Source organism: Sphingomonas sp. Leaf357 (assembly GCF_001423845.1).
Taxonomy (GTDB): Bacteria; Pseudomonadota; Alphaproteobacteria; order Sphingomonadales; family Sphingomonadaceae; genus Sphingomonas.
Window position 1 is genome coordinate 540,311 of the sequence record NZ_LMPM01000002.1, and the last position, 19,987, is coordinate 560,297.

Sequence of the window (19,987 nt, forward strand, 5' to 3'; positions counted from 1 at the left end):
CTTCTTCCGAAAATCCTTCCTGCTCCGATGCGCAGGCGGCAAATTCAGGCTGCCTGCGCCAAAGCGTAGCGCCGACAATGCTCGAGATAGCCTGCCTCATGGCTGGCGGTGAGATCGACGACGCTATCCCAAAGCCAGGTAGGCGCATCGATGTCGGCACCTTGGCGACGCGCGATCGAGGCCGCCCATTCGGCACGACCATGCGCATCCATCTGCCGGGCATGTGCTCGCCCCACGACATAGGCGAGATGGCGCGCTGCACGCGTCGCCTCGCTCCGTGAGAACTGCTCGATTTCCAGTTTCAGATCCTGCGGCAGCAATTCGCGCAAGACCATGGATTTGCCCAGCACCTGGGTGGGCAGCATCCGCGCGCCGAGGTTCGGGGCGAGCGCCCGCGCGCCCGTAACGACCCGGGTCGCAGGATCGGACGGCATCTTGCGACGCGCGCTGGAAGGCGCGATCGCCGCGACGGCCTCTTTCAGGTCGATCAGGGCATATTGATCGGGATGCTTCTTGCGCCCGCCGATCGCGACCAGCGCGGCGAACCGAAGATTGCCGAGCGAACTGCAGCCCTTCTTCCAATAGGCCGCGTCGACCAGCCGGACCCGGTCGCTATCCTCTCGGCTGTTCAACGACAGGATCATGCCGGTCACGGTCGGTTCTGCGAACAACGCCTCCAGGGCGTCCCGCTCCTCGGTCTCCAGCGGCCAGAACTTCTTGCCCAGCGTCAATTTCGGCTCGATATCGTCGAGCCGCTCTTCGGCGAGATGGCGCCATCTCCGGCCCAGGGCCTTCTGGCGGACCGAGCGCACGACATTCGGCTCCGGTGCCGACGCTTCCTCACGGTCCGCCATCGCCGCGACATAGCCCTCGACCATATGTTCGATCATCCGCGCCGTGGTTACGCCCGGCAGATCGGACCCGCGCGCAGCGGTCGCCAGGGACAGGCCGAGCCGGATCAGGTCATGGGCGGGGTTGCCGATGACGCTTTGATCCAGGTCGCGGATCTGTACGGCCACGTTGCCGGACGCGTCGGCCACCGGCCCGAGATTGCCGAGATGGCAATCGCCGCAGATCCAGATCGGTGGGCCGACCGGCAGCCGCTTTCCCGCGCGGGACTGCGCCAGCCATGCGTAGAATTTGATCGTGTTGCCCCGCACATACGCATGCGTCGAGCGCGCCATCTTCAGCGTGCGGATATTTTCCAAATCGGCCGATCGGGTATCGCGTTGCTGATTCATTTCCGCTCCATTGCCGTGCCGTTTCCATTGAACGCGCAGCAATGAAAAACGGTTCGCCAACCCATGGAACGAATTTCACCGATCGAGATCAAGCCGATAAAAGAATTCGGGATCAGCTATTTTCGTATCGTTATAACTCCACCCGGAGATAGTAATTGATCGAAATCAGCAAGCGTTGCGTTTCGGGAACTTCCGCACCGACCTAATGTTCATGGCGTCACCATACTAAAGACGATCTATCGGTGGCATTGCTGCCTACCTCTCTATTGGAGACTTGATGTGAAAACGTTCATTCCGCTCGCGACAATCGGCCTCGCCTTCGCCGTACCGGCCGCCGCTCAGGTCATGCCCGCCGCCGACTATGTGAAGACGGCCGGCGCAAGCGACCTGTTCGAACGCGAGTCCGCGCAGGTCGTGCTCCAAACGACCACCAATCCGAAGGTGAAGTCGTTCGCCAACATGATGATCTCCGCGCACAGCAAGAGCACCACTGACGTAAAGGCGGCCGCCCTGCGCGCGAAGGTCGCCGCCACGCCGCCGATGCTGACGCCCGCCCAGTCGGACATGATCGCCCAGTTGCGCGCGCAAACCGGCACCGCTCGCGATGCCACCTATATCGCACAGCAGAAGACGGCACATGGCCAGGCTCTGTCGCTGCAACAGGCTTATGCGACGGGCGGAAAGGCGATGCCGCTGAAGGCGGTGGCGATGAAGATCGTTCCGGTCGTCAAGCATCATATCCAGATGCTCGACGCGATGTAATCGGGGCGGCAAAGCTTGATTAGAAGACGGCCGCAGCATCCCATGATGCCGCGGCCGATTTCGTCTGGTGGGAAATGCCTTTCCGGCACTTGCTGCGCGACACTACACCGAGCCGGTCCCGCCATTCGCACCGAAAACGCTGCCGGTGGTGAAGCTGGTGCCCGGGTCGGCGAGCGTCACGTACAGCGACGCGAGTTCGGCCGGCTGGCCCGCGCGCCCGAGCGGGGTGTCCTGCCCGAATTCGCCCATCTTGCCCGGCAATTGTCCGCCGGCGACCTGGAGCGGTGTCCAGACCGGCCCGGGTGCTACGGCATTCACGCGGATACCCTTCTTGGCCAGTTGCTTCGCCAGTCCCTTAGTGAAGATCTCGATCGCGCCCTTGGTGGTAGCATAATCGAGCAGTTCTTCGCCTGGATTGAACGAATTGACCGACGCGGTATTGATGATCGAGGATCCCGCCTTCATCAATGGTGCGGCGGCCTTGCTCAGCCAGAACGTCGCGTAGACGTTCGTCTTCATCGTGCGGTCGAACTGTTCCGAGGTGATCTCGGCGATCGATGCCTTCGACTGTTGGTAGGCGGCGTTGTTCACGAGGATGTCTAGGCCGCCAAGGCCCTTGGCGACTTTGGCGATCAACTGTTCGCAGAATTTCTCGTCGGTCAGATCGCCCGGGATCAGCAGCACCTTGCGGCCCTCGGCGCGCAACAGCTTGGCGACATCCTGCGCATCGGGTTCCTCGGTCGGGTAATAGTTGATCGCCACGTCCGCACCCTCGCGCGAAAAGGCAATGACCGCGGCGCGTCCGATGCCCGAATCGCCGCCGGTGACGAGCGCCTTCATCCCCTGGAGCCTGCCCGATCCACGATAGCTGGCCTCTCCGGAATCCGGGACGGGCTTCATGTCCCGCTGCAAAGCCGGCCATTTCTGGCGCTGCTCGGCAAACGGTTCGGTGGGATATTTCGAGTGCGGATCGGTCATCACGGGGCGGGCACCTTGGGCAAGAACGGGGGCGGCGGCGATGCCGGCACCCGTGGCCGCGGTGGCCTTCAAAAGATCGCGGCGCGTGGACTGTGTCATCTCGGGTCTCCATCTCATCTGCCCGCTGCAACAGGCTTGGGGGCCAGGAGTTCCATTGCGGCCTAAACAGTTGATCCAGGTCAAGACCTTGAACTTCTTTGCTTTTCGGCAGGCAACCGGAGGAACTTTGGCCCGCGTCGAAGGATTGGAGGCTTTCCAGTTACAGCGGAGAAGCAGCGTGACCGAGGTCGCCACCAACCCCAATGACGACGCGCCGTTGACCGCATCGAAGCGCAGCGACGCGGCCCGGCGCCAGGCCGAGACCATGACCGATCCGAAAGGGGACAGCATCGTCGCGCGTACCGTGACGATCAACCGTCCGGTCGCCGAACTGTTCGCCTACTGGCGCGACTTCGGCAATCTGGCGACGTTCATGGAGAATGTCGTATCGATCGATGCGATCGACGATACGCGATCGCATTGGACGGTCCGCGCCCCGGCCGGGAGGACGGTCGGATGGACCGCGCGCGTCACGGACGAGGCCAGGGACAGCTTCATCGCCTGGTCGTCCGAAGACGATGCCGACGTCGCGAACAGCGGGCGCATCGACTTCAAGGATGCCGGCGCACGCGGCACCGTCGTCACCGCGACGATCGTCTACGATCCTCCGGCGGGTATCGTCGGCAAGGTGATCGCCAAGCTGTTCCAGCGCGAACCGGCGATCCAGGCCCGCCGCGACCTGCGTCGCTTCAAGCAGTTGATGGAAACCGGCGAGATCGCGACCTCGTCCTACACGCGCGAACAACTCGCCAAAGAACGGGAGCAATAAGATGCGCGCACTGGCATGGCACGGCCGCCACGACGTTCGCGTCGATACGGTGGACGACCCCGAAATTCTCAACCCGCGCGACTGCATCATCAAGGTCACGTCGACCGCGATCTGCGGGTCGGACCTGCATCTCTACGACGGCTATATCCCGACGATGCAGGCCGGCGATATCCTCGGCCACGAATTCATGGGCGAAGTCGTCGAGACCGGCCCCAAATCCACGCTGAAGAAAGGCCAACGGGTCGTCGTGCCGTTCACGATCGCCTGTGGCAGCTGTTACCATTGCGGCAAGCATCAATATTCCGCTTGCGACAACGGCAATCCCGCCGACAATCAGGACATCGGGATGGAGTTGTACGGCCAGCCGATGTCGGGGCTGTTCGGCTACAGTCATCTGACCGGCGGCTATGCCGGCGGCCAGGCGGAATATGTCCGCGTGCCGTTCAGCGATGTCGGCCCGATCGTCATCCCGGACGGTGTGGAGGACGAGAAGGTGCTGTTCCTTTCAGACATCCTGCCGACCGGATGGCAGGCAGCCGAGAATGCCGACATCGAGCCCGGCGACACCGTCGCGGTCTGGGGTTGCGGGCCGGTCGGTCTTTTCGCAGTGCAGTCGGCATTCCTGATGGGCGCGGAACGCGTGATCGCGATCGACCATCTCCCGCATCGTCTGGAACTGGCACGGAAATTCGGTGCCGAGACGATCAATTTCGAGGAGAGTGCGGTTTACGAGGCGTTGATGGAGCTGACCGGCGGGATCGGCCCGGATGCGGTGATCGACAGCGTCGGCCTCGAAGCGCACGGCTTGTTCGTCGACAATGTCGTCGATCAGATCAAGAAATCGACGTTTCTGGGCACGGACCGCATCCATTCGATCCGCCAGGCGATCATCGCCTGCCGCAAGGGCGGGCGAGTCTCCATGCCGGCCGTCTATGGCGGGATCGTCGACAAGTTTCCGCTTGGCGCATTCATGGAAAAGGGCCTGACGCTCAAGACCGGACAGACCCACGTGCAGCATTACATGCCCGCGCTGCTCAACGCGATCATGGAAGAGAAGATCGATACGACCTTCCTGATCTCCCACCGGCTGGCGCTGGAGGATGCGCCGAAGGGCTACAAGATGTTCCACGACGACCAGAACGAGGTGACGAAGGTGGTGCTCAAGCCCGACTTCGCCACCGGACAGACAGCGTAAGGAGAGTTCGACATGGCTGATAAATTCGCGATCATTACCGGTGCCTCGAGCGGCATCGGCCTAGAACTCGCCAAGCTGGCCGCCGCCGACGGCTATGATCTGCTACTGGTGGCCGACACGCCGTTCGTCAATGCCTCGGCCGGGATCCAATCGAATGGAAAGGTCGACACGCTCGATGCCGATCTCGCGACGATCGAGGGAGTCGATCGCCTGCTCGACGCGGCGGGCGGGCGCCGGGTCGATCTGCTGTGCGCCAATGCCGGCCACGGCCTCGGCCGCGCGTTCCTCGATCAGGATCTCGCGGACTGGCGACACGTGGTGGATACCAATATCACCGGCACGCTCTACCTCGTGCAGAAAGTCCTGAAGCCGATGGTCGCGCGGGACGAAGGCAAGGTGCTAGTCACCGGGTCGGTCGCCGGATATATTCCAGGCGCTTTCCAGGCAGTGTATAACGGCACCAAGGCGTTCGTCGACAGCTTCACGGAGGCGTTGCGAAACGAGATCAAGGACGCGAAGGGCGTGACGCTGACGACCTTGATGCCCGGCCCCGTCGATACCGAATTCTTCGAGCGCGGCGACATGATGGACACATCGGTCGGCACCGATCCGAACAAGAGCGATCCCGCCGACGTGGCGAAGGATGGCTGGGATGCAGTGATGAGCGGCAAACCGTCGGTCTTTTCCGGTTGGAAGACCAAATTGCAGGGTGTTCTGGCCAACGTCACGCCGGGGTCGGTCCTGGCCGAGCAACATCGCAAGATGGCGGAACCGGGCACTGCCGACAGCTGAGAATCCTATTACCGTGTTGTCGCCGCGCGCGGCAGCACGGTGATGGTTTCGAGCAGTTCATGCCGACGGCACGATCAAGCGATTGTACAGGTTTCGGCGATGATCGGTTCGACGTCTACCTAGTCGCCGTAGAGTCCGGTCAGACACAGCGTCTTGCTCGATCGGCGGCGGCACAGATGAAAACGGGCCGGCAATGCCGACCCGCTCCCCGATCAGTTCTTCTTGCGCGCCCGTTTCGGGCTGGCTGCGGCCACGACATCTTCTTCCTCATCCGGCGAATCCTCGCCGGCCTCGGTCAGCGCTTCGCCCAGGGCCTTGAGTTTGTCTTGCGACTTGTCGGATTTCTCCGCGATCCGGGTGGTCGCGGCGCCAAGTCGGTGAAGCAGGGCATGGACGCGGTCGGCATCCGGATCTTCCTTCTCCAACTGCTTCCGCAACGACGCCAGGTCGCGCAGGATGCCCTTGGCGCCCGCGACGTCGATATCGGCTAGCGCGGCTTCCCAATCCTCGATCATCTCCGCGCCCTTGGCAGGCTTGGTACTTTCCAGACCGCGATTGATCGCATTCATCGTTCCGGCAAATTTAACGGCCATCTTGTCTCTCCGCATGCCAATCAGCTGGCGATCCCTAACGCGGGGGCGAGACGCGAATATCCCGTGCGGTTTCTGCTTATCTCACTGCTTTCGATCAATATTCGACCGGTCTTACCGTGCGCGGTGCCGGACGCGTGGCTTACCGCGCGGCGGCATCACAGATGATCGTCGGGATGCTTGTCGCGATGTTCGACATATTCCACCAGCATCCCGTCACGGTGTCGAACCAGCATGTTGCGACCCGTCGGCACGGTCTTGATCGGTTCGAGGATGACGGCTCCGAGTGTCCGGAGCTGTTCTTCCCATCCGGCGATATCATCGACCAGGAAAGTGGCCTCGGTCGCGGCGAACCTCGCCAGGCTTTCCTGCGGGCCACCGATCAGCAGCAGGGATGCGATCTGGGCCAGTTTCAGATCATGCTCTGGATAATCGAAGCGCAGCCGGGCCGGTTGCTCGAACAGTTCCTCGTAGAACGATACCGCATCATCGAACCGGTCCAGCGTCAGGCAATGACGGGTCAGGATGTTGAGAATTCGCATTGTCGGCCCTTACCCGAAAGATGTTATGCTCGAAGAACGTGTCATGGCCCGGCCGAAACTCGGAGCGCTAGCCACAGCCTGATGCAGCGTTGCGGTGACGATCATCACCGATAGCGCAGGGTCTTCTCGAAGCCGTCGTTCGCCTTGGTCATCTTGGCGATCCGCCTCAGATGCCCGCGAACGTGCCGTTCGAACCGCACATCGTCGTAGATTCCGGTCGCCCGGTAATCGTCCATGCCGATCAGGCTCTTGATCCGCGCGGCGAACACGGCCTGCGCCTCCGCCCAATCGCCTTTCAGCGCAGTACATACCCACTCCTCGGCCGCGGCAATGTCGTAATCGTCCCGCGCTTCGTACCCGCGCCGGTCCGCCGCCGCCTGATCCAGTTTCGCCGCCGTGGCACGGCGATCCAGCCACGTCCGGACCAGCGCCGGGTTCCAGGGCTTGGGGGAATCGCTCATGCGGGGCGATCGCCCATGCACTCACCGAGCCGCACCGCGCGCTCCGGCATCCAGCTTTGGTCGAACGCGATCGTTCCGGGCCGGAACAGCATCACGATCGTCGAGCCGAGCAGGAAGCGGCCCATCTCCTCGCCCTTTGCCAGAACGATGTTCCGGTCGGCGTAGGACCATTCGGCCGTCGCACCCGTGCGCACCGGGTTGACGATACCGTGCCAGACGGTGGCCATGCTGCCGACGATGGTCGCGCCGACCAGCACCATCACGAACGGACCGTGTTCCGGGCTGTCGAACACGCACACTACGCGTTCGTTGCGTGCGAACAGATTGGGCACGCCGCGCGCGGTGACCGGGTTCACCGAGAACAGGCTGCCGGGAATATAGATCATCCGGGTAAGCCTCCCTTCGCACGGCATGTGGAGGCGGTGATAATCGCGCGGCGACAGATAGAGGTTCGCGAAGCTGCCGTGACGGAATTCGGCCGCCAGCGCGGCATCGCCGCCGATCAACTGGGTGGTGGTGAAACGATGCCCCTTGGCCTGAACGATGTGATGATCGTCGATCGGGCCGAGCTGGCTGATCGCGCCATCCACCGGGCAGACGAAATCGGCCGCGGCCAACGGGCGCGCGCCGGGCTTCAGCGGGCGCGTGAAGAAGTCGTTGAAACTGGCATAGCTGGCGATGTCCGGGTTCGCGGCTTCGCGCATATCGACCCCGTATCTGGCGACGAACCAGCGGATCAGCCGCGTCGTCATCGCGCCGGCCTTGGCCCGTGCGACACGACCGGCCAGATTAGTCAGGTGCCGTTTCGGCAGCGCATATTGCAGCAGGACGGTGAAGCGATCGGCCATCTTGAACCCTTGAGCGTCGAGCGGCCGTCGTACCAGCCGATTGCGCCGATGCACGCGCTTTTCCCGAATCTCTGCGAAAGCCGAGTTTAACGAATGTCGCGCGTGACGGCACCATTCTATCTTGAGCGCCCGATGAGGAAGGACCGCTGGCGCGACCGGGCATGACACCGCTGCGTCTTCCGCGCCTCTGCGCGAACAATGCGATCGATCACCGATATCGATCCGGCCCGGACTCTGCCGGCCACGTACGCCCCTTGCCTCGGCGCGCCGGAGCGCGCAGATCGGCGGCGCAGCGCAGGAGCATGTCATGACCATCAAGATCGTCGCCTTCGTCACCGTCAAGCCCGGCGAGGAAGACGCCTTCATCGCGGCGGCCCGCACCTGCGTCGCGGCATCGCGAGCCGAAAGCGGCGTGCTGCATTACGATCTGTGGCGCGAGACCGAGGGCGATCGGCGGTTCGTGTTCAACGAACTCTATTCCGATCAGGCCGCGGTCGCGGCACACATGGCCTCCGACCATTTCAAGGCGTTCGGCCTGGCCGCGCGTGGCCTCGCCGCCGCTCGCCCCGAAATCATCGCGACCGAAGCGGTCGACGTCGCCGACTGACGCTTCCGAACGGGAGACGATCGCGCGGCGACCGCGCGCCCACCGGCTCCATCGGTGCCCGGCATCGAGAGCCGTCAGAGCCAGCCCTTTTCCCTGGCGATGCGGCTGGCCTCGACCCGGTTGTTCGCCCCGATCTTGGCGGCGGCTTCGGACAGGTAATTGCGCACCGTTCCCGGCGAGAGCGACAGCCGGCGCCCGATCTCCTTGTTGGAAAGCCCCTCCTCCGCGAGCCGGAGAGAGACGCGCTCGCGCTCGGTCAGCGGATCGTCCCCTTCCCAAGCGGTCGCGGCAAGATCGGGCGCGATCGCCCGTCCGCCGCCCGCGACAGTGCGGATCGCGGCGGCCAGCTGCTCGACCGGACTGTCCTTGAGCAGATAGCCCTTCACCCCGGCGGTCTGCGCGCGCCGGAGATATCCGGCCCGGCCGAAGGTAGTGACGATCACCACGCGGGTCGCCAGACCTTCGGTCGCGATTTCCTGCGCCACCTCGATTCCGGAGCGTTTCGGCATCTCTATGTCCGACAGCAGGATGTCGGGCAGCAGCCGGCGCACCAGTTCCAGCGCCTCGTCGCCGTCCGTCGCGCGCCCGACGACCTCGATATCGGTCTCATAGCCGAGCAACGTCGCGATCGCGCCGAGCACGAGCGCCTGATCCTCGGCGACGACCACGCGGATCATGCGGCACCCGCGGGGACGGAGGCGGCGAGCCGCGTACCCGGCGTCGTGCGCTCCAGCATCAGGCTTCCGCCCGCCGCCGAGAGCCGCTGGCGCATGCCCGCCAGGCCGGTTCCCTCGGTGAACGATCCGCCACGCCCGTCATCCTCGACCGTTAGCCGCGCCATGCCGTCGAGGATCGAGATCGCCATGCGGCAATGCCGCGCACCGGCATGCCGGATGACGTTGGTCACCGCCTCGCGCAGCGTCATCGCCAGCACCGCGCCGGCCTGGGGCGGCACGCTTTCCGGATCGCCATCGAACTCGGCCGACACTCCCGCCGCCGTCAACGCTCCGCGCGATACCTCGGCTTCGCGTGCGAGCGATCCGCCGGTCATCCCCGCCAATGCCGCACGCAACTCGCCCAGCCCCTCGCGCGCCACGCCGGCGACGCTGCGCATCTCATCGGCGGCGGCGATCGGGTCGTCGATCGCCAGCCGCGCGGCGATATCGGATTTGAGCGCGACGAGCGTCAATGTCCGCCCGACCACGTCGTGCAGGTCGCGCGTGATGCGCTCGCGCTCCGCCGTCTGGCTCAGCCGCCGCACCTCCTCCTGCGCCGCGAGCAGCGCGTCGTTGCGGTCGAGCACCGCCTCCCGCGACATCACGCCGAACCCGGTCGTACCGATCAGCAGGACACCGGGCAGCCACCAGATCAGGGGGTGCGACAGCGTCAGGCCGACCACGACCGTCAGCAGCGCGAAACCGAAGATCGTCCATCCGGCGAACCGGCCCGGACGCAAGGCGCCGGCCATCGACCCGGCATAGATCGCGAACACCGTCCAATTGCCGCCCCAGGGCGCGAGCGCGACGGCGATGACCATCACCAGGCAGGCGGCGGCGAACAATCTGCGTCCGGTCGCGCGGCTCCGGCTGAGATAGAGCGGCAGGAAGAGTATCAGCCCGATGATCGAGGCGATGACGCCCCCGCGCGTCGGCTTCACCCACAGCCAGGGCAGGATGTAGAACGGCAGATAGGCGAGCCAGGGCAGCGGCCCGTTGAGGAAGCGCCGCATGCCCGTCTCGTTCCGCGTCGATGGCCGTGCCCGGGTCATGGACACAGCGTCTCCTCTGCGCGGCACGGCGTCAAGCCGGGCTGCGGCGCCAGCCGGTCCAGGCCCAGACGACCGCCACTCCGACCATCGCGATCACGACCGCGACGTGAATCACCGTGCCGCCAATGACGGGCGCACCGACGATGGCACGTCCGATCTGGCCGAGATGATAGGCCGGCACCGCCTCGCCGAGCGCGCGCATCCAGGCGGGGAGCAGCGTGGACGGCAGCCACAGGCCGCCGACCACCGCCGATCCCAGGAACAAGGCGTTGGCCATCGCGACCGCGCCCTTGCCGCCCATGCGCATACCGATCCCGAACCCGATCAGCGCATACGGCACGGTCGAGGCGAGATGCAGGGCGACGAGCAATGCCCAGCGGTCGGGTGCGAGCCTGACGCCACCGACCAGCGACAGCGCGTAGATCAGCGTGATCGCGGCGGCGGTCGCGGCGACGGCGGCGGCGAGCTTGGCGGCGACATACGCCGCCGGCGGCATCGGCGAGACGCGCTTGAGTTCCACCAGCCCCTGTTCGCGTTCCATAGCGACGCCGGCACCGAACCCGAACAGCGCGGGGCCGATCGACGCGAAGACACCGTAACCGGCAAGCGAGGCCGCCGCGGCCTCGGGCGACGGCTTGCCGAGGGCGAGCGTGAACAGCGCGTAGAAGGCGGCCGGGGTCAGCACCGAGGGCAGCATGAACTGCGGCAGCCGCCAGGACCTGCGCAGTTCGGCGACGCATTCGCGGCGCCACACGCCGGCGGGATGGGCGAGCGCGCTCATGCCGCGATCCTCCGATCGGCCTGGAGCAGGACGGACATCGCATCCTCCAGCGACGCGTCGCTGATCCTGAGATCAGCAAGTGCGGAATCCGCGCCGAGCAGCGCGCGAACCGTGGCGACGGCGTTCCCGGACTGGACGACGCACTCGGCCCCCGCGCGCTCGACGCGGCGGACCGCCGGCAGCGCCATGAGGTTGGCATCGGACAGCGTCGTGCGGCAGCGCAGCGTCGATCCCCCGACCTGCGCGCGGATCGCCGTCGGCGTGTTGTCGGCGATCACCCGGCCCTTGGCCATCACGAGCACGCGATCGGCCAAAGCGTCGGCCTCGGCGAGATCGTGGCTGGTGAGCAGCACCGCCGCGCCCGAATCCGCCGCCTCGCGCACCGTGGCCCAGAGCGCCATCCGCGCCTCGCGGTCCATCGCCGCGGTCGGCTCGTCGAGCACCAGCAGATCGGGCCGCCCGCAGATCGCCAGCGCATATTGCACCCGCCGCGCCTGACCGCCGGACAGCGCGCCGCAGCGGCGATCGGCGAGATCGGCGAGGCCCGCGATCGCCAGCGTCTCGGCGATCGGCCGGGAATCCGCATAATAGCCCGACTGCAGCGTCACCACTTCGCGGATCGTCAGCACGTCGGGCAGGCCCGCCGCCTGCAGCATGACGCCCATCCGCGCGCGGGCCGCCGGCCGGATCGGATCGAGGCCGAACAGCATAGCACTGCCGGCGTCCGGTCGCAGCCGCCCGGTCAGCAGGCTGACCGAGGTGGTCTTGCCCGCTCCGTTCGGTCCGAGCAGCGCTGTCACCTCCCCCGCTTTGACGTTCAAGTCCAGGCCCGCCAGCACGGCATTGCCGCCGAGCGTCTTGGACACCCCGACCAGCGCCGCCACGACCGATAAATCCTCGCGCTCCATGTGCATCTCCCTTGCCATGAGAGCGGTGATGCACCCGGACGCAGTGCGCCGTCAGTGCGCGATGTCATGCGCGGCGGGTGACAGATGTCACTGTTCGCCGACCGTGAAACGCACGCATCTGTCATTGAGCAAATCGGAGGGACGCATGAAAGAATTTCACATCGGATCGCTGGCATTCGCGCTCGGGATTGCGACGTCGCTCGCGCCGGCGATGCCAAAACCGGCGATGGCCCAGCGCATCACGACCGCGCCGGCGAGGCTCTATGCGGACAGCAAGTTGGTCGCCACCGATCGCATCTCGGTCGAGATCGTCGGGGCCGGCCCGGATGTCGTCCTGATCCCCGGGCTCGCTTCCTCGCGCGAGACCTGGCGGCGCACAGCGGATCGCCTTCGCGCCCATTTCCGGCTGCATCTGGTGCAGATCAACGGCTTCGCCGGCACGCCGGCGCAGGCGAATGCCAGCGGCCCGATGTTCGACCCCGTGGCCGAGGCGATCGGCGCGTATCTCGGCACGTTCGGGAAACCGGTCGCGGTGGTGGGACACAGTCTGGGCGGGACGCTGGGACTCGCGATCGCCGAACGGCATCCGGGGCTGATCTCGAAGCTAATGCTGGTCGATACCTTGCCCTTTTTCGGGGTCGTGATGGGCGGTCCGAACGCGACGCCGGACACGATCAGGCCGATGGCGACGGCGATGAAGGCAGGCATGACCCATGCGATGCCGGACGCCCGCGCACAGCAGATGGCCGCCTCGATGATCACCGCGCCGGCCGATGTCGCCCGTCTGGTCGGGTGGATGCAGGCCAGCGACCCGGCGGTGGTCGCGAGCGCGATGACCGACGACATGCTGGCGGACCTGCGGCCCGGCTTGGGCACGGTCGGCATTCCGGTGACGGTGCTCTACGAGACGGCTCTCGGCGACGCGGTGAAGGCCGGTTATGCCGACCTGCCCAAGAAAACGCTGACCGAAGTGCCCGGGGCGAAACACTTCATCATGTACGACGAGCCGGCGCTGTTCGATGCCGCACTGGATGCTTTTCTGCGCGCAAAGTTCTGACGCCATCGTGATAAGGAACGCGGGCACAGCCATGCACGGCCGAGGCACCTGAAATCTCTTTCGACACGCTGTCCACCCGCCGGTGCAACTCTTTCATCGGCGAGGGATTGGAGCGTCATGACAGACAATATCGATAGGAAAGTGGTGGCGATCACCTTTGCGAGCAGGGCGCGAAACTCGTGATCCGGGCGCGGCGGCGCGACCGCCTGGCACTGGCAGCGGAGTTGGTGACTGCCGCCGCCCCGGAGGACGTGTGCGCCTTGGATATCGCTGACTATCGCGCTTCCCCGCTCATAGGAGATCATCGATGAAAAAGCGCAAACTCGGCTCGCAAGGGCTGGAAGTGTCCGCCCTCGGCCTCGGCTGCATGGGCATGTCGGAATTCTATGCCGGTCGCGACGACGCGGAGTCCGTGGCGACGATCAACCGGGCGATCGATCTCGGCATCAACTTTCTCGACACCGCCGACATGTACGGCGTGGGCATGAACGAGGAACTGGTCGGCCGCGTGGTGCGCGAGCGCCGGGAATGGATCGTCGTCGCGACGAAGTTCGGCAACGTGCGGGGCGAGGATGGCAGCTTCCGGGGCGTCAACGGACGGCCTGATTATGTCCGCTCCGCCTGCGACGCGAGCCTGAAGCGGACCGGGCTCGACGTTTTCGATCTCTATTACCAGCATCGCGTCGATCCCGACGTGCCGATCGAGGAGACGGTCGGCGCGATGGCCGAACTGGTGAAGGCGGGCAAGGTCAAGTATCTCGGCCTGTCCGAGGCCGCTCCGGCAACGATCCGACGCGCCCATGCCGTCCATCCGATCACCGCGCTGCAGACCGAATATTCGCTTTGGACACGCGATCCCGAGGACGAGGTGCTGCCGACGGTACGCGAACTCGGCATCGGGTTCGTACCCTATTCGCCGCTCGGTCGCGGTTTCCTGACCGGTCAGTTCAAGAGCGCGGCGGACCTGCCCGAGGACGATTATCGGCGCAACAATCCGCGCTTCCAGGGCGATGCCTTCGCCGCCAACCTCGATCTCGTCGCGCAGATCGAGAGCATGGCGCAGGAGAAGGGCTGTACCCCGGCGCAACTCGCGCTCGCCTGGGTTCTGGCGCAGGGCGAGGATATCGTGCCGATCCCGGGCACCAAGCGGCGCAAATATCTGGAGGACAATCTCGGCGCGCTCGACGTGACGCTGACCGAGGCGGATCTGACCCGCATCGACACCGTGCTGCCCCCGGGCGCCGCCACCGGCACGCGATACGCCGCGCCGCAAATGGCCGCGCTCAACCGATGAGTGCGATCGCCGCGGGCAATCTGGCGGTCGTCACCGGGGCGGCAAGCGGCATCGGCCTCGCTGCCGCCAAGGCGTTCGCGGCGCGCGGGATGCGCGTCGTGATCGTGGATCTCTTGAACGAGGCCTTGACCGAGGCGGCGCAGGCGATCGGCGATCTGGCGATCCCGATGACCGGGAACGTATCCGATCGTGGCTCGGTCGAGGCGCTGGCGGTCACGGTCGCGGATCGCCACGGGCCGGTGTCTGTGCTGATGAACAATGCCGGCATCGGCGGCGGAGGCGACGTGCTGGCCGATCCGGCCGGCTGGGCCAAGGTGATCCAGGTCAACCTGATGGGCGTGGTGCACGGCGTGCAAGCCTTCGCCCCGGCAATGATCGCAAGCGACCGGCCGGGACTGATCATCAATACCGGGTCCAAGCAGGGCATCACACAGCCGCCGGGCAACACGGCCTACAATGTCAGCAAGTCCGGCGTTAAGGCGTTGACCGAGGGGCTGGCCCACACGCTGCGCCAGCAGGCGGGCGAGCGGATCACCGCGCATCTGCTAATCCCGGGCTTCACCTATACCGGAATGACGGCGGGGCGCGCGACCGAGAAGCCGGCCGGCGCCTGGTCGGCGGAGCAGGTGGTGGAATTCATGCTGGCAGGGATCGCCGCCGGCGATTTCTACCTGTTATGCCCCGACAACGAAACAAGCACGGAGCAGGATCGCAAGCGGATCCTGTGGGCGGCGGGCGACGTGGTCGAGAACCGCCCGGCTTTGTCGCGCTGGCATCCCAAATGGCAGGACGCGTTCGCGCGGTTCATGAGCACCGACGCCTAGGATCTGACGATTTGAATCCGAATGGCCCCTTTCCGTTCGTTTCGAACGGGTGAGGGTAGAGGCATCATGCTCTGGGCGTTACGCCCGCGACAATCTCACCGCTACCGGCTAGGGAGCCGCGATGAATAGCGAAGTGCAGCCCGCGGGCATGAAACGGCGGGAGTTCGTGGCGTTCATCGCCGCGGTGATGGCCGTGAACGCGCTGGGTGTCGATCTGATGCTACCGGCGCTTGCCGATATCGGGCGCGAGCTGAGCATCGGCGCGGCGAATCACCGGCAGTGGATCATCACCGCCTATATGCTCGGCTTCGGGGCGGGGCAGCTGGTCTACGGGCCGCTCGCCGATCGCTACGGGCGCAAACCGATCCTGGTCGTGACGCTGGCGGGGTTCGTCGCGGCGAGCATCTTCGCCGCCGGATCTCCCACGTTCGAGGCGTTGCTCGGCGCGCGCGTGTTGCAGGGCCTGATGTCCGCCTCTACCCGCGTGCTGGCGGTGGCAATCGTGCGGGACGGCCAGTCGGGCCGGCAGATGGCGCGCACCTTGTCGCTGGCGCAGATGATCTTCTTCCTGGTGCCGATCCTGGCGCCGAGCCTTGGACAAATCCTGCTCAAATTCGGGCCGTGGCGCTTCATCTTCTATGCTTTGGCCGGTTTCTCTGCGCTGGTCCTCGCCTGGTCGACACTCCGCCTGACCGAGACCTTGCCGGCGGCGCGGCGCATTCCGCTGTCGCTCGCATCGCTGAAGCAGGGCTACCGCCTGACGCTGACCAACCGCTTCTCGCTCGGCTACGCGGTCGCTGCGTCGATGACGTTCGGGGGGATCATCGCCTTCGTGTCCTCCGCCCAGCAGATCTTCGTCGACGAATTCCATGCCGGGAGCCGGTTCACCTGGCTGTTCGCGTTGTGCGCTTTCGCGATGGGCTGCGCGTCGTTCCTCAATAGCCGGCTGGTCGAGCGACTGGGCACGCGGCTGATCTCCCAGACGGCGCTGATCGCGCTCATCGTGCTGTCGCTGCTGCATCTGATCGTGATCGGCGCAGGCGAGGAATCGCTGTGGACCTATATGATCTTCCAGGCGCTGTGCATGACGTGCATCGGCCTGTGCGGATCGAATTTCGGCGCGATGGCGATGGAGCCGGTCGGACATATCGCCGGCACCGCATCGTCGATCCAGGGGTTCATCTCCAGCATCGGTGCCGTTCTGGTGGGCAGCGCGATCGGCCAATCCTATGACGGGACGACGTTCCCGCTGGCGATCGGCTATCTCGCCATCGGCCTCGCGGTGCTTGCGATCGTCTATGTGATCGAGGGCGGCCGGCTGTTCCAGGCACGCATGGTGACGCCGGAGATTCGATCGGTTCTATAGGGACTTTCCGAAGCCGGATAGGTTCGGCATCGAAATGCCGCCCGAACCGTTGGTCGGGATGCTTGCCCTTCCCCACGAATTCATCCTGCTCGGTATCGGCGGACTCATCCTGGTCGCGGCGTGGCTGCCGGTGCTGATCAAACGCCTGCCGCTGTCGCTGCCGATCATCTTCATCGCCCTGGGATTCCTGCTGTCCTTCACGCCTTGGCTGCGCACCAGCCAGACGGCGATGACGCATGATCCGACGCTGGAACATCTGAACGAGATCATCGTGCTGATCGCGCTGATGGGGGCCGGGCTGCGGCTCGACCGGCCATTCGGCTGGCGACGCTGGCGATCGACCTGGCTGCTGCTGCTCGTCGTCATGCCGCTGACCATGATCGCGATCTTCGTCGCGGCGCGCTGGGGGCTCGGGTTCAGCATCGCCGCGGCCATCCTGACCGCCAGCGCGCTCGCACCGACCGACCCGGTGCTCGCGGCCGACGTCCAGACCGGGCCGCCGCGCGAGGGCGAGGATGGCGAGACGAGGTTCGGCCTGACGTCGGAAGCGGGGCTCAACGACGGGCTGGCGTTTCCGTTCGTCCTGCTCGCGCTGGCGGTCCAGGCCGGCACGCTGGATTGGGTGCATTGGTCGGCCCTGCAGCTGGCCGGCGATCTGGCCGTGGGAACGCTGATCGGCTGGTTGCTGGGTGCCGGGGCGGGCTATCTGATGTTTCGCCTGCCGTCCGCGAAGCTTTCCGAAACCGGCGATGGCCTGGTCGCGATCGGCGTGACCTTCATGGCCTATGCCCTGAGCGTCCTGATCCACGGCAACGGCTTCATCGCGGTATTCGTCGCCGCGCTCACGATCCGATCGACCTGCCCCGACGACGAATTCCACACCGCGATGTCCGATTTTTCCGGGCAGATCGAACGCGTGCTGATGGCGATGGTGATGCTGCTGTTCGGCTGGGCGATCGGCCGGGGATTGCTCTCGGCGCTCGACTGGCGCGGGGCGGCGATCGCCGTGGCCCTGGTGTTCGTCATCCGCCCGCTGACGACGCTCGTCGCGTTCCACTGGTCGGGCGCGCCGGTGATGTCGCGGCATCTGATGGGCTTTTTCGGCATTCGCGGGATCGGTACGTTCTTCTACCTGCAATATGCCTTCAACCGAGCGGATTTTGCGGAGCGGCACGCGATCTGGGCAGTCGCCGGCGCGACGATCCTGTTGTCGATCGTCGTGCACGGGATGACCGCGACGCCGCTGATGGCCAAGGCGGACGCACGCCGCGAGCGCCGCCTGGCAAGAGAGAGCGGCGGATGATCCGCCGCTCGCGACGCGCAGCAAAAAGCCGCCGACCTTTCGGCCGGCGGCTTTCCGTTCGCGTGACGAAGCGAACTTATGCGTAGGTGACGGCGGTCGACACCTTCGCACGGCGGCGCATGCCGAAGCCGACCATGCCGAAGCCGGTGAGCATCAAGGCCCAGGTCGCGGGCTCGGGAACGGCGGCTGCCGCCTGGGTGAACGAGAACTGGCCGGTATAATCCGACGGATCGCCACCCGATACGGCACGGAACGGGCTGACATTATCGGCCGGGCTACGATCCCAGCCGAAACCGGTCAGCGTGTAGGTGAGGCCGCCCACGGTCGCGCTGGTGCCACCGGTGAAGGTGCTGCCGACATACTGGCCCGAGATCGTCGCGCCGTCGGCGAAGATCAGCGTCAGGGTGTAGAACGGATCCGAGTTGGTCGACGTACCGCCCGGGAAACCATCACCCGCGATGACATAGTTGTTCGAACCCGTCGTCGTCGCCGACGACGTGAAGTTGTCGTTCGGATTGATCACGTTGCCGAACGGGCGAACCAGAAACAGCGTGTAGAAGGTATCCGAGGAATTGGTGTTCCAGATCGTGCCGCTCGGGCCGTTCACGCTCGCGCTGATCAGGTCGGCTGCGTTTGCGCCGGTCGTCATGCCAATGGCCGCGATCCCCGCCAGGATGTATTTCTTCATAAACGTTCCTACTTCTTAAGCTGACAAAAGTTTTCGCGCCGCGATCGCAATCGTCGCTCGCAAGTTGCGAGAGCAAACCACGCTGCAGACACGACAGTAGAAAAGCATGTTTCGTGCCACTGGCCTGTTTCGGCCATTCCTGATCACGTAAAATCGAATGTGTAATACTTGGCGACATGGCGCTATATTACCATCGAAATCAGGGTAGTTCTCGGCGTGGGATCAAACTCACATCGCCAAGTTTTCGTTCCGCTACGCATTGCAAATTGTTCGGTTCGGCGGACCGTCGAAACGCTTTGTCTCGAAACGGCACAGGCCGATCATGTGCCCTGGATCAGCGACCGCGGGTCAAGGTGTCGATCTCCCGCTTCATCGCGTCGGCCCAGATCTGATAGCCCCGGGCATTGGGATGCAGATAATCCGGCATCAGATCGCCGGGCAGCGTGCCATCGGGCGCGAGGAATTCGGGGCCGACATCGAGGTAGAACACGGTCTTGCGATCGGCCAATCCGGCGATCAACGTGTTCGTGGCGTTTACCGCCAGACGCAACGGATCGTCGCTGCGGTTGCCACGCGGAAAGATGCCGAGCAGCAGGATTCTCGCGCCGGGCAGCTTGCGGCGGATCGCCTCGACCACGGCCGCCACGCCGTCGGCGGTTTCCGCAGGGCCCATGCGGTTGGCATTGGCCAGATTGTTCGTCCCGATCATCAGGACCACCAGCTTCGGGGTCAGGCCGTCGAGTTCGCCATGGTCGATGCGCCACAGCACGTGCTGGGTCTCGTCGCCGGCGATGCCGATATTGTAGGGACGGAAGCGGCCGAAATAATCCTCGAAGATCTCGCGCTGCGGGTCGTTCCGCCACCAGTCGGTGATCGAATCGCCGACGAAGACCACATCGGTGCCGCCGGTCTTGATCAGGCGATCCTTGCGCGCGAGGAACGCCAGATGCCGGTCGAGATCCTTCTCGGCGGGCATGCGGCCACGATGCTGCGACGGTTGCGGATCAGCCTGAGCCGTGGGGGCGGCGGGCGCAAACGCGGGCATTGCGAGCAATCCGGCGATCAAGGCCGCGCGGGTCAAAACAGACCACTTCCGTCTTGCTGACAAATGCAT

22 protein-coding genes are annotated in these 19,987 nt (G+C 65.2%); 10 read left to right on the plus strand and 12 right to left on the minus strand.

Annotation, left to right across the window (positions count from 1 at the left end):
• Positions 1–44: 44 nt before the first annotated feature.
• Complete coding sequence (locus tag ASG11_RS15595) at positions 45–1,241, minus strand: DUF2252 family protein (RefSeq protein WP_055782160.1); 1,197 nt, start codon at positions 1,239–1,241, stop codon at positions 45–47.
• Between the two features lie 279 nt (positions 1,242–1,520).
• On the opposite strand from ASG11_RS15595, the gene ASG11_RS15600 reads away from it, so the two are divergent.
• Positions 1,521–2,003, plus strand: coding sequence for a DUF4142 domain-containing protein (locus tag ASG11_RS15600; protein ID WP_055782163.1), 483 nt, complete (start codon positions 1,521–1,523; stop codon positions 2,001–2,003).
• 102 nt (positions 2,004–2,105) lie between these two features.
• Here the strand turns inward: ASG11_RS15600 and ASG11_RS15605 are convergent, their stop codons facing one another.
• Positions 2,106–3,080, minus strand: a complete 975-nt coding sequence (locus tag ASG11_RS15605; protein ID WP_055782165.1) for an SDR family oxidoreductase — start codon at positions 3,078–3,080, stop codon at positions 2,106–2,108.
• 178 nt (positions 3,081–3,258) lie between these two features.
• Between ASG11_RS15605 and ASG11_RS18855 the strand changes: the two genes are divergently transcribed.
• Genes ASG11_RS18855 through ASG11_RS15620 form a run of 3 tightly spaced genes read left to right on the plus strand, consistent with a single transcriptional unit; the run spans position 3,259 to position 5,836 of the window.
• A complete protein-coding gene (locus ASG11_RS18855) occupies positions 3,259–3,849 on the plus strand; it encodes an SRPBCC family protein (protein ID WP_055782167.1) in 591 nt (196 codons plus the stop codon).
• Position 3,850: 1 nt separating this feature from the next.
• Entirely contained in the window at positions 3,851–5,044 is a 1,194-nt protein-coding gene (locus ASG11_RS15615; RefSeq protein WP_055782170.1) for a zinc-dependent alcohol dehydrogenase, read from the plus strand.
• Positions 5,045–5,056: 12 nt separating this feature from the next.
• Complete coding sequence (locus ASG11_RS15620) at positions 5,057–5,836, plus strand: SDR family NAD(P)-dependent oxidoreductase (protein ID WP_055782172.1); 780 nt, start codon at positions 5,057–5,059, stop codon at positions 5,834–5,836.
• Between the two features lie 212 nt (positions 5,837–6,048).
• Here ASG11_RS15620 and ASG11_RS15625 read toward each other — a convergent pair whose 3' ends face one another.
• The 4 genes from ASG11_RS15625 to asd all read right to left on the minus strand — a co-directional run bounded on the left by ASG11_RS15625 (position 6,049) and on the right by asd (position 8,331).
• Positions 6,049–6,351, minus strand: coding sequence for a hypothetical protein (locus ASG11_RS15625; protein ID WP_236697543.1), 303 nt, complete (start codon positions 6,349–6,351; stop codon positions 6,049–6,051).
• 233 nt (positions 6,352–6,584) lie between these two features.
• Positions 6,585–6,968 carry a VOC family protein gene (locus tag ASG11_RS15630; protein ID WP_055782175.1) on the minus strand — a complete coding sequence of 128 codons (384 nt, stop codon included), beginning with the start codon at positions 6,966–6,968 and terminating at the stop codon, positions 6,585–6,587.
• A 104-nt stretch (positions 6,969–7,072) separates the two neighbouring features.
• Positions 7,073–7,429 (minus strand): hypothetical protein, encoded by a 357-nt coding sequence (locus ASG11_RS15635; protein WP_201781355.1) that lies wholly within the window; start codon positions 7,427–7,429, stop codon positions 7,073–7,075.
• Positions 7,426–8,331, minus strand: coding sequence for an archaetidylserine decarboxylase (gene asd / locus ASG11_RS15640; RefSeq protein WP_236697544.1), 906 nt, complete (start codon positions 8,329–8,331; stop codon positions 7,426–7,428). The genes ASG11_RS15635 and asd overlap by 4 nt, the downstream gene beginning before the upstream one ends.
• Before the next feature lie 253 nt (positions 8,332–8,584).
• Between asd and ASG11_RS15645 the strand changes: the two genes are divergently transcribed.
• A complete protein-coding gene (locus tag ASG11_RS15645; protein WP_055782180.1) occupies positions 8,585–8,884 on the plus strand; it encodes a putative quinol monooxygenase in 300 nt (99 codons plus the stop codon).
• Positions 8,885–8,958: 74 nt separating this feature from the next.
• On the opposite strand, the gene ASG11_RS15650 is transcribed toward ASG11_RS15645, so the two are convergent.
• The 4 genes from ASG11_RS15650 to ASG11_RS15665 form a co-directional block, all read right to left on the minus strand.
• Complete coding sequence (locus tag ASG11_RS15650) at positions 8,959–9,561, minus strand: response regulator transcription factor (protein WP_055782184.1); 603 nt, start codon at positions 9,559–9,561, stop codon at positions 8,959–8,961.
• A complete protein-coding gene (locus ASG11_RS15655; protein WP_201781356.1) occupies positions 9,558–10,613 on the minus strand; it encodes a sensor histidine kinase in 1,056 nt (351 codons plus the stop codon). Before ASG11_RS15655 ends, ASG11_RS15650 begins: the two co-directional genes overlap by 4 nt.
• Positions 10,614–10,683: 70 nt before the next feature.
• Positions 10,684–11,433 carry an ABC transporter permease gene (locus ASG11_RS15660; RefSeq protein WP_055782190.1) on the minus strand — a complete coding sequence of 250 codons (750 nt, stop codon included), beginning with the start codon at positions 11,431–11,433 and terminating at the stop codon, positions 10,684–10,686.
• On the minus strand, positions 11,430–12,341 hold the full coding sequence (locus tag ASG11_RS15665; RefSeq protein WP_055782193.1) for an ABC transporter ATP-binding protein: 912 nt from the start codon (positions 12,339–12,341) through the stop codon (positions 11,430–11,432). The genes ASG11_RS15660 and ASG11_RS15665 overlap by 4 nt, the downstream gene beginning before the upstream one ends.
• Before the next feature lie 145 nt (positions 12,342–12,486).
• Here ASG11_RS15665 and ASG11_RS15670 point away from each other — a divergent pair, with 145 nt between their 5' ends.
• The 5 genes from ASG11_RS15670 to ASG11_RS15690 all read left to right on the plus strand — a co-directional run bounded on the left by ASG11_RS15670 (position 12,487) and on the right by ASG11_RS15690 (position 18,185).
• Positions 12,487–13,398 carry an alpha/beta fold hydrolase gene (locus ASG11_RS15670; RefSeq protein WP_055782195.1) on the plus strand — a complete coding sequence of 304 codons (912 nt, stop codon included), beginning with the start codon at positions 12,487–12,489 and terminating at the stop codon, positions 13,396–13,398.
• A gap of 307 nt (positions 13,399–13,705) precedes the next feature.
• Positions 13,706–14,692, plus strand: coding sequence for an aldo/keto reductase (locus tag ASG11_RS15675; protein WP_055782198.1), 987 nt, complete (start codon positions 13,706–13,708; stop codon positions 14,690–14,692).
• Positions 14,689–15,516, plus strand: a complete 828-nt coding sequence (locus tag ASG11_RS15680; protein WP_055782201.1) for an SDR family NAD(P)-dependent oxidoreductase — start codon at positions 14,689–14,691, stop codon at positions 15,514–15,516. Before ASG11_RS15675 ends, ASG11_RS15680 begins: the two co-directional genes overlap by 4 nt.
• A gap of 148 nt (positions 15,517–15,664) precedes the next feature.
• Entirely contained in the window at positions 15,665–16,882 is a 1,218-nt protein-coding gene (locus ASG11_RS15685; protein ID WP_055782810.1) for a multidrug effflux MFS transporter, read from the plus strand.
• Positions 16,883–16,916: 34 nt separating this feature from the next.
• On the plus strand, positions 16,917–18,185 hold the full coding sequence (locus ASG11_RS15690; RefSeq protein WP_236697545.1) for a cation:proton antiporter: 1,269 nt from the start codon (positions 16,917–16,919) through the stop codon (positions 18,183–18,185).
• A 76-nt stretch (positions 18,186–18,261) separates the two neighbouring features.
• On the opposite strand, the gene ASG11_RS15695 is transcribed toward ASG11_RS15690, so the two are convergent.
• Positions 18,262–18,873 (minus strand): PEPxxWA-CTERM sorting domain-containing protein, encoded by a 612-nt coding sequence (locus ASG11_RS15695; protein ID WP_055782203.1) that lies wholly within the window; start codon positions 18,871–18,873, stop codon positions 18,262–18,264.
• Positions 18,874–19,207: 334 nt separating this feature from the next.
• Positions 19,208–19,918: a GDSL-type esterase/lipase family protein gene (locus ASG11_RS15700; RefSeq protein WP_168371752.1), complete on the minus strand. Its 711-nt coding sequence runs from the start codon at positions 19,916–19,918 to the stop codon at positions 19,208–19,210.
• Positions 19,919–19,987 lie beyond the last annotated feature (69 nt).

Bases quoted from the DNA above. Each gene is read 5' to 3' on its own strand.
- ASG11_RS15635 (WP_201781355.1), bottom strand. From the start codon at position 7,429: ATGAGCGATTCCCCCAAGCCCTGGAACCCGGCGCTGGTCCGGACGTGG.
- ASG11_RS15650 (WP_055782184.1), bottom strand. From the start codon at position 9,561: ATGATCCGCGTGGTCGTCGCCGAGGATCAGGCGCTCGTGCTCGGCGCG.
- ASG11_RS15695 (WP_055782203.1), bottom strand. From the start codon at position 18,873: ATGAAGAAATACATCCTGGCGGGGATCGCGGCCATTGGCATGACGACC.
- ASG11_RS15675 (WP_055782198.1), top strand. From the start codon at position 13,706: ATGAAAAAGCGCAAACTCGGCTCGCAAGGGCTGGAAGTGTCCGCCCTC.
- ASG11_RS15660 (WP_055782190.1), bottom strand. From the start codon at position 11,433: ATGAGCGCGCTCGCCCATCCCGCCGGCGTGTGGCGCCGCGAATGCGTC.
- ASG11_RS15685 (WP_055782810.1), top strand. From the start codon at position 15,665: ATGAAACGGCGGGAGTTCGTGGCGTTCATCGCCGCGGTGATGGCCGTG.
- ASG11_RS15655 (WP_201781356.1), bottom strand. From the start codon at position 10,613: ATGCGGCGCTTCCTCAACGGGCCGCTGCCCTGGCTCGCCTATCTGCCG.
- ASG11_RS15690 (WP_236697545.1), top strand. From the start codon at position 16,917: ATGCCGCCCGAACCGTTGGTCGGGATGCTTGCCCTTCCCCACGAATTC.
- ASG11_RS15670 (WP_055782195.1), top strand. From the start codon at position 12,487: ATGAAAGAATTTCACATCGGATCGCTGGCATTCGCGCTCGGGATTGCG.
- ASG11_RS15665 (WP_055782193.1), bottom strand. From the start codon at position 12,341: ATGGAGCGCGAGGATTTATCGGTCGTGGCGGCGCTGGTCGGGGTGTCC.
- ASG11_RS15605 (WP_055782165.1), bottom strand. From the start codon at position 3,080: ATGACACAGTCCACGCGCCGCGATCTTTTGAAGGCCACCGCGGCCACG.
- ASG11_RS15620 (WP_055782172.1), top strand. From the start codon at position 5,057: ATGGCTGATAAATTCGCGATCATTACCGGTGCCTCGAGCGGCATCGGC.
- ASG11_RS15630 (WP_055782175.1), bottom strand. From the start codon at position 6,968: ATGCGAATTCTCAACATCCTGACCCGTCATTGCCTGACGCTGGACCGG.
- ASG11_RS15680 (WP_055782201.1), top strand. From the start codon at position 14,689: ATGAGTGCGATCGCCGCGGGCAATCTGGCGGTCGTCACCGGGGCGGCA.
- ASG11_RS15700 (WP_168371752.1), bottom strand. From the start codon at position 19,918: ATGCCCGCGTTTGCGCCCGCCGCCCCCACGGCTCAGGCTGATCCGCAA.
- ASG11_RS15595 (WP_055782160.1), bottom strand. From the start codon at position 1,241: ATGAATCAGCAACGCGATACCCGATCGGCCGATTTGGAAAATATCCGC.
- ASG11_RS15645 (WP_055782180.1), top strand. From the start codon at position 8,585: ATGACCATCAAGATCGTCGCCTTCGTCACCGTCAAGCCCGGCGAGGAA.
- ASG11_RS15615 (WP_055782170.1), top strand. From the start codon at position 3,851: ATGCGCGCACTGGCATGGCACGGCCGCCACGACGTTCGCGTCGATACG.
- ASG11_RS15625 (WP_236697543.1), bottom strand. From the start codon at position 6,351: ATGATCGAGGATTGGGAAGCCGCGCTAGCCGATATCGACGTCGCGGGC.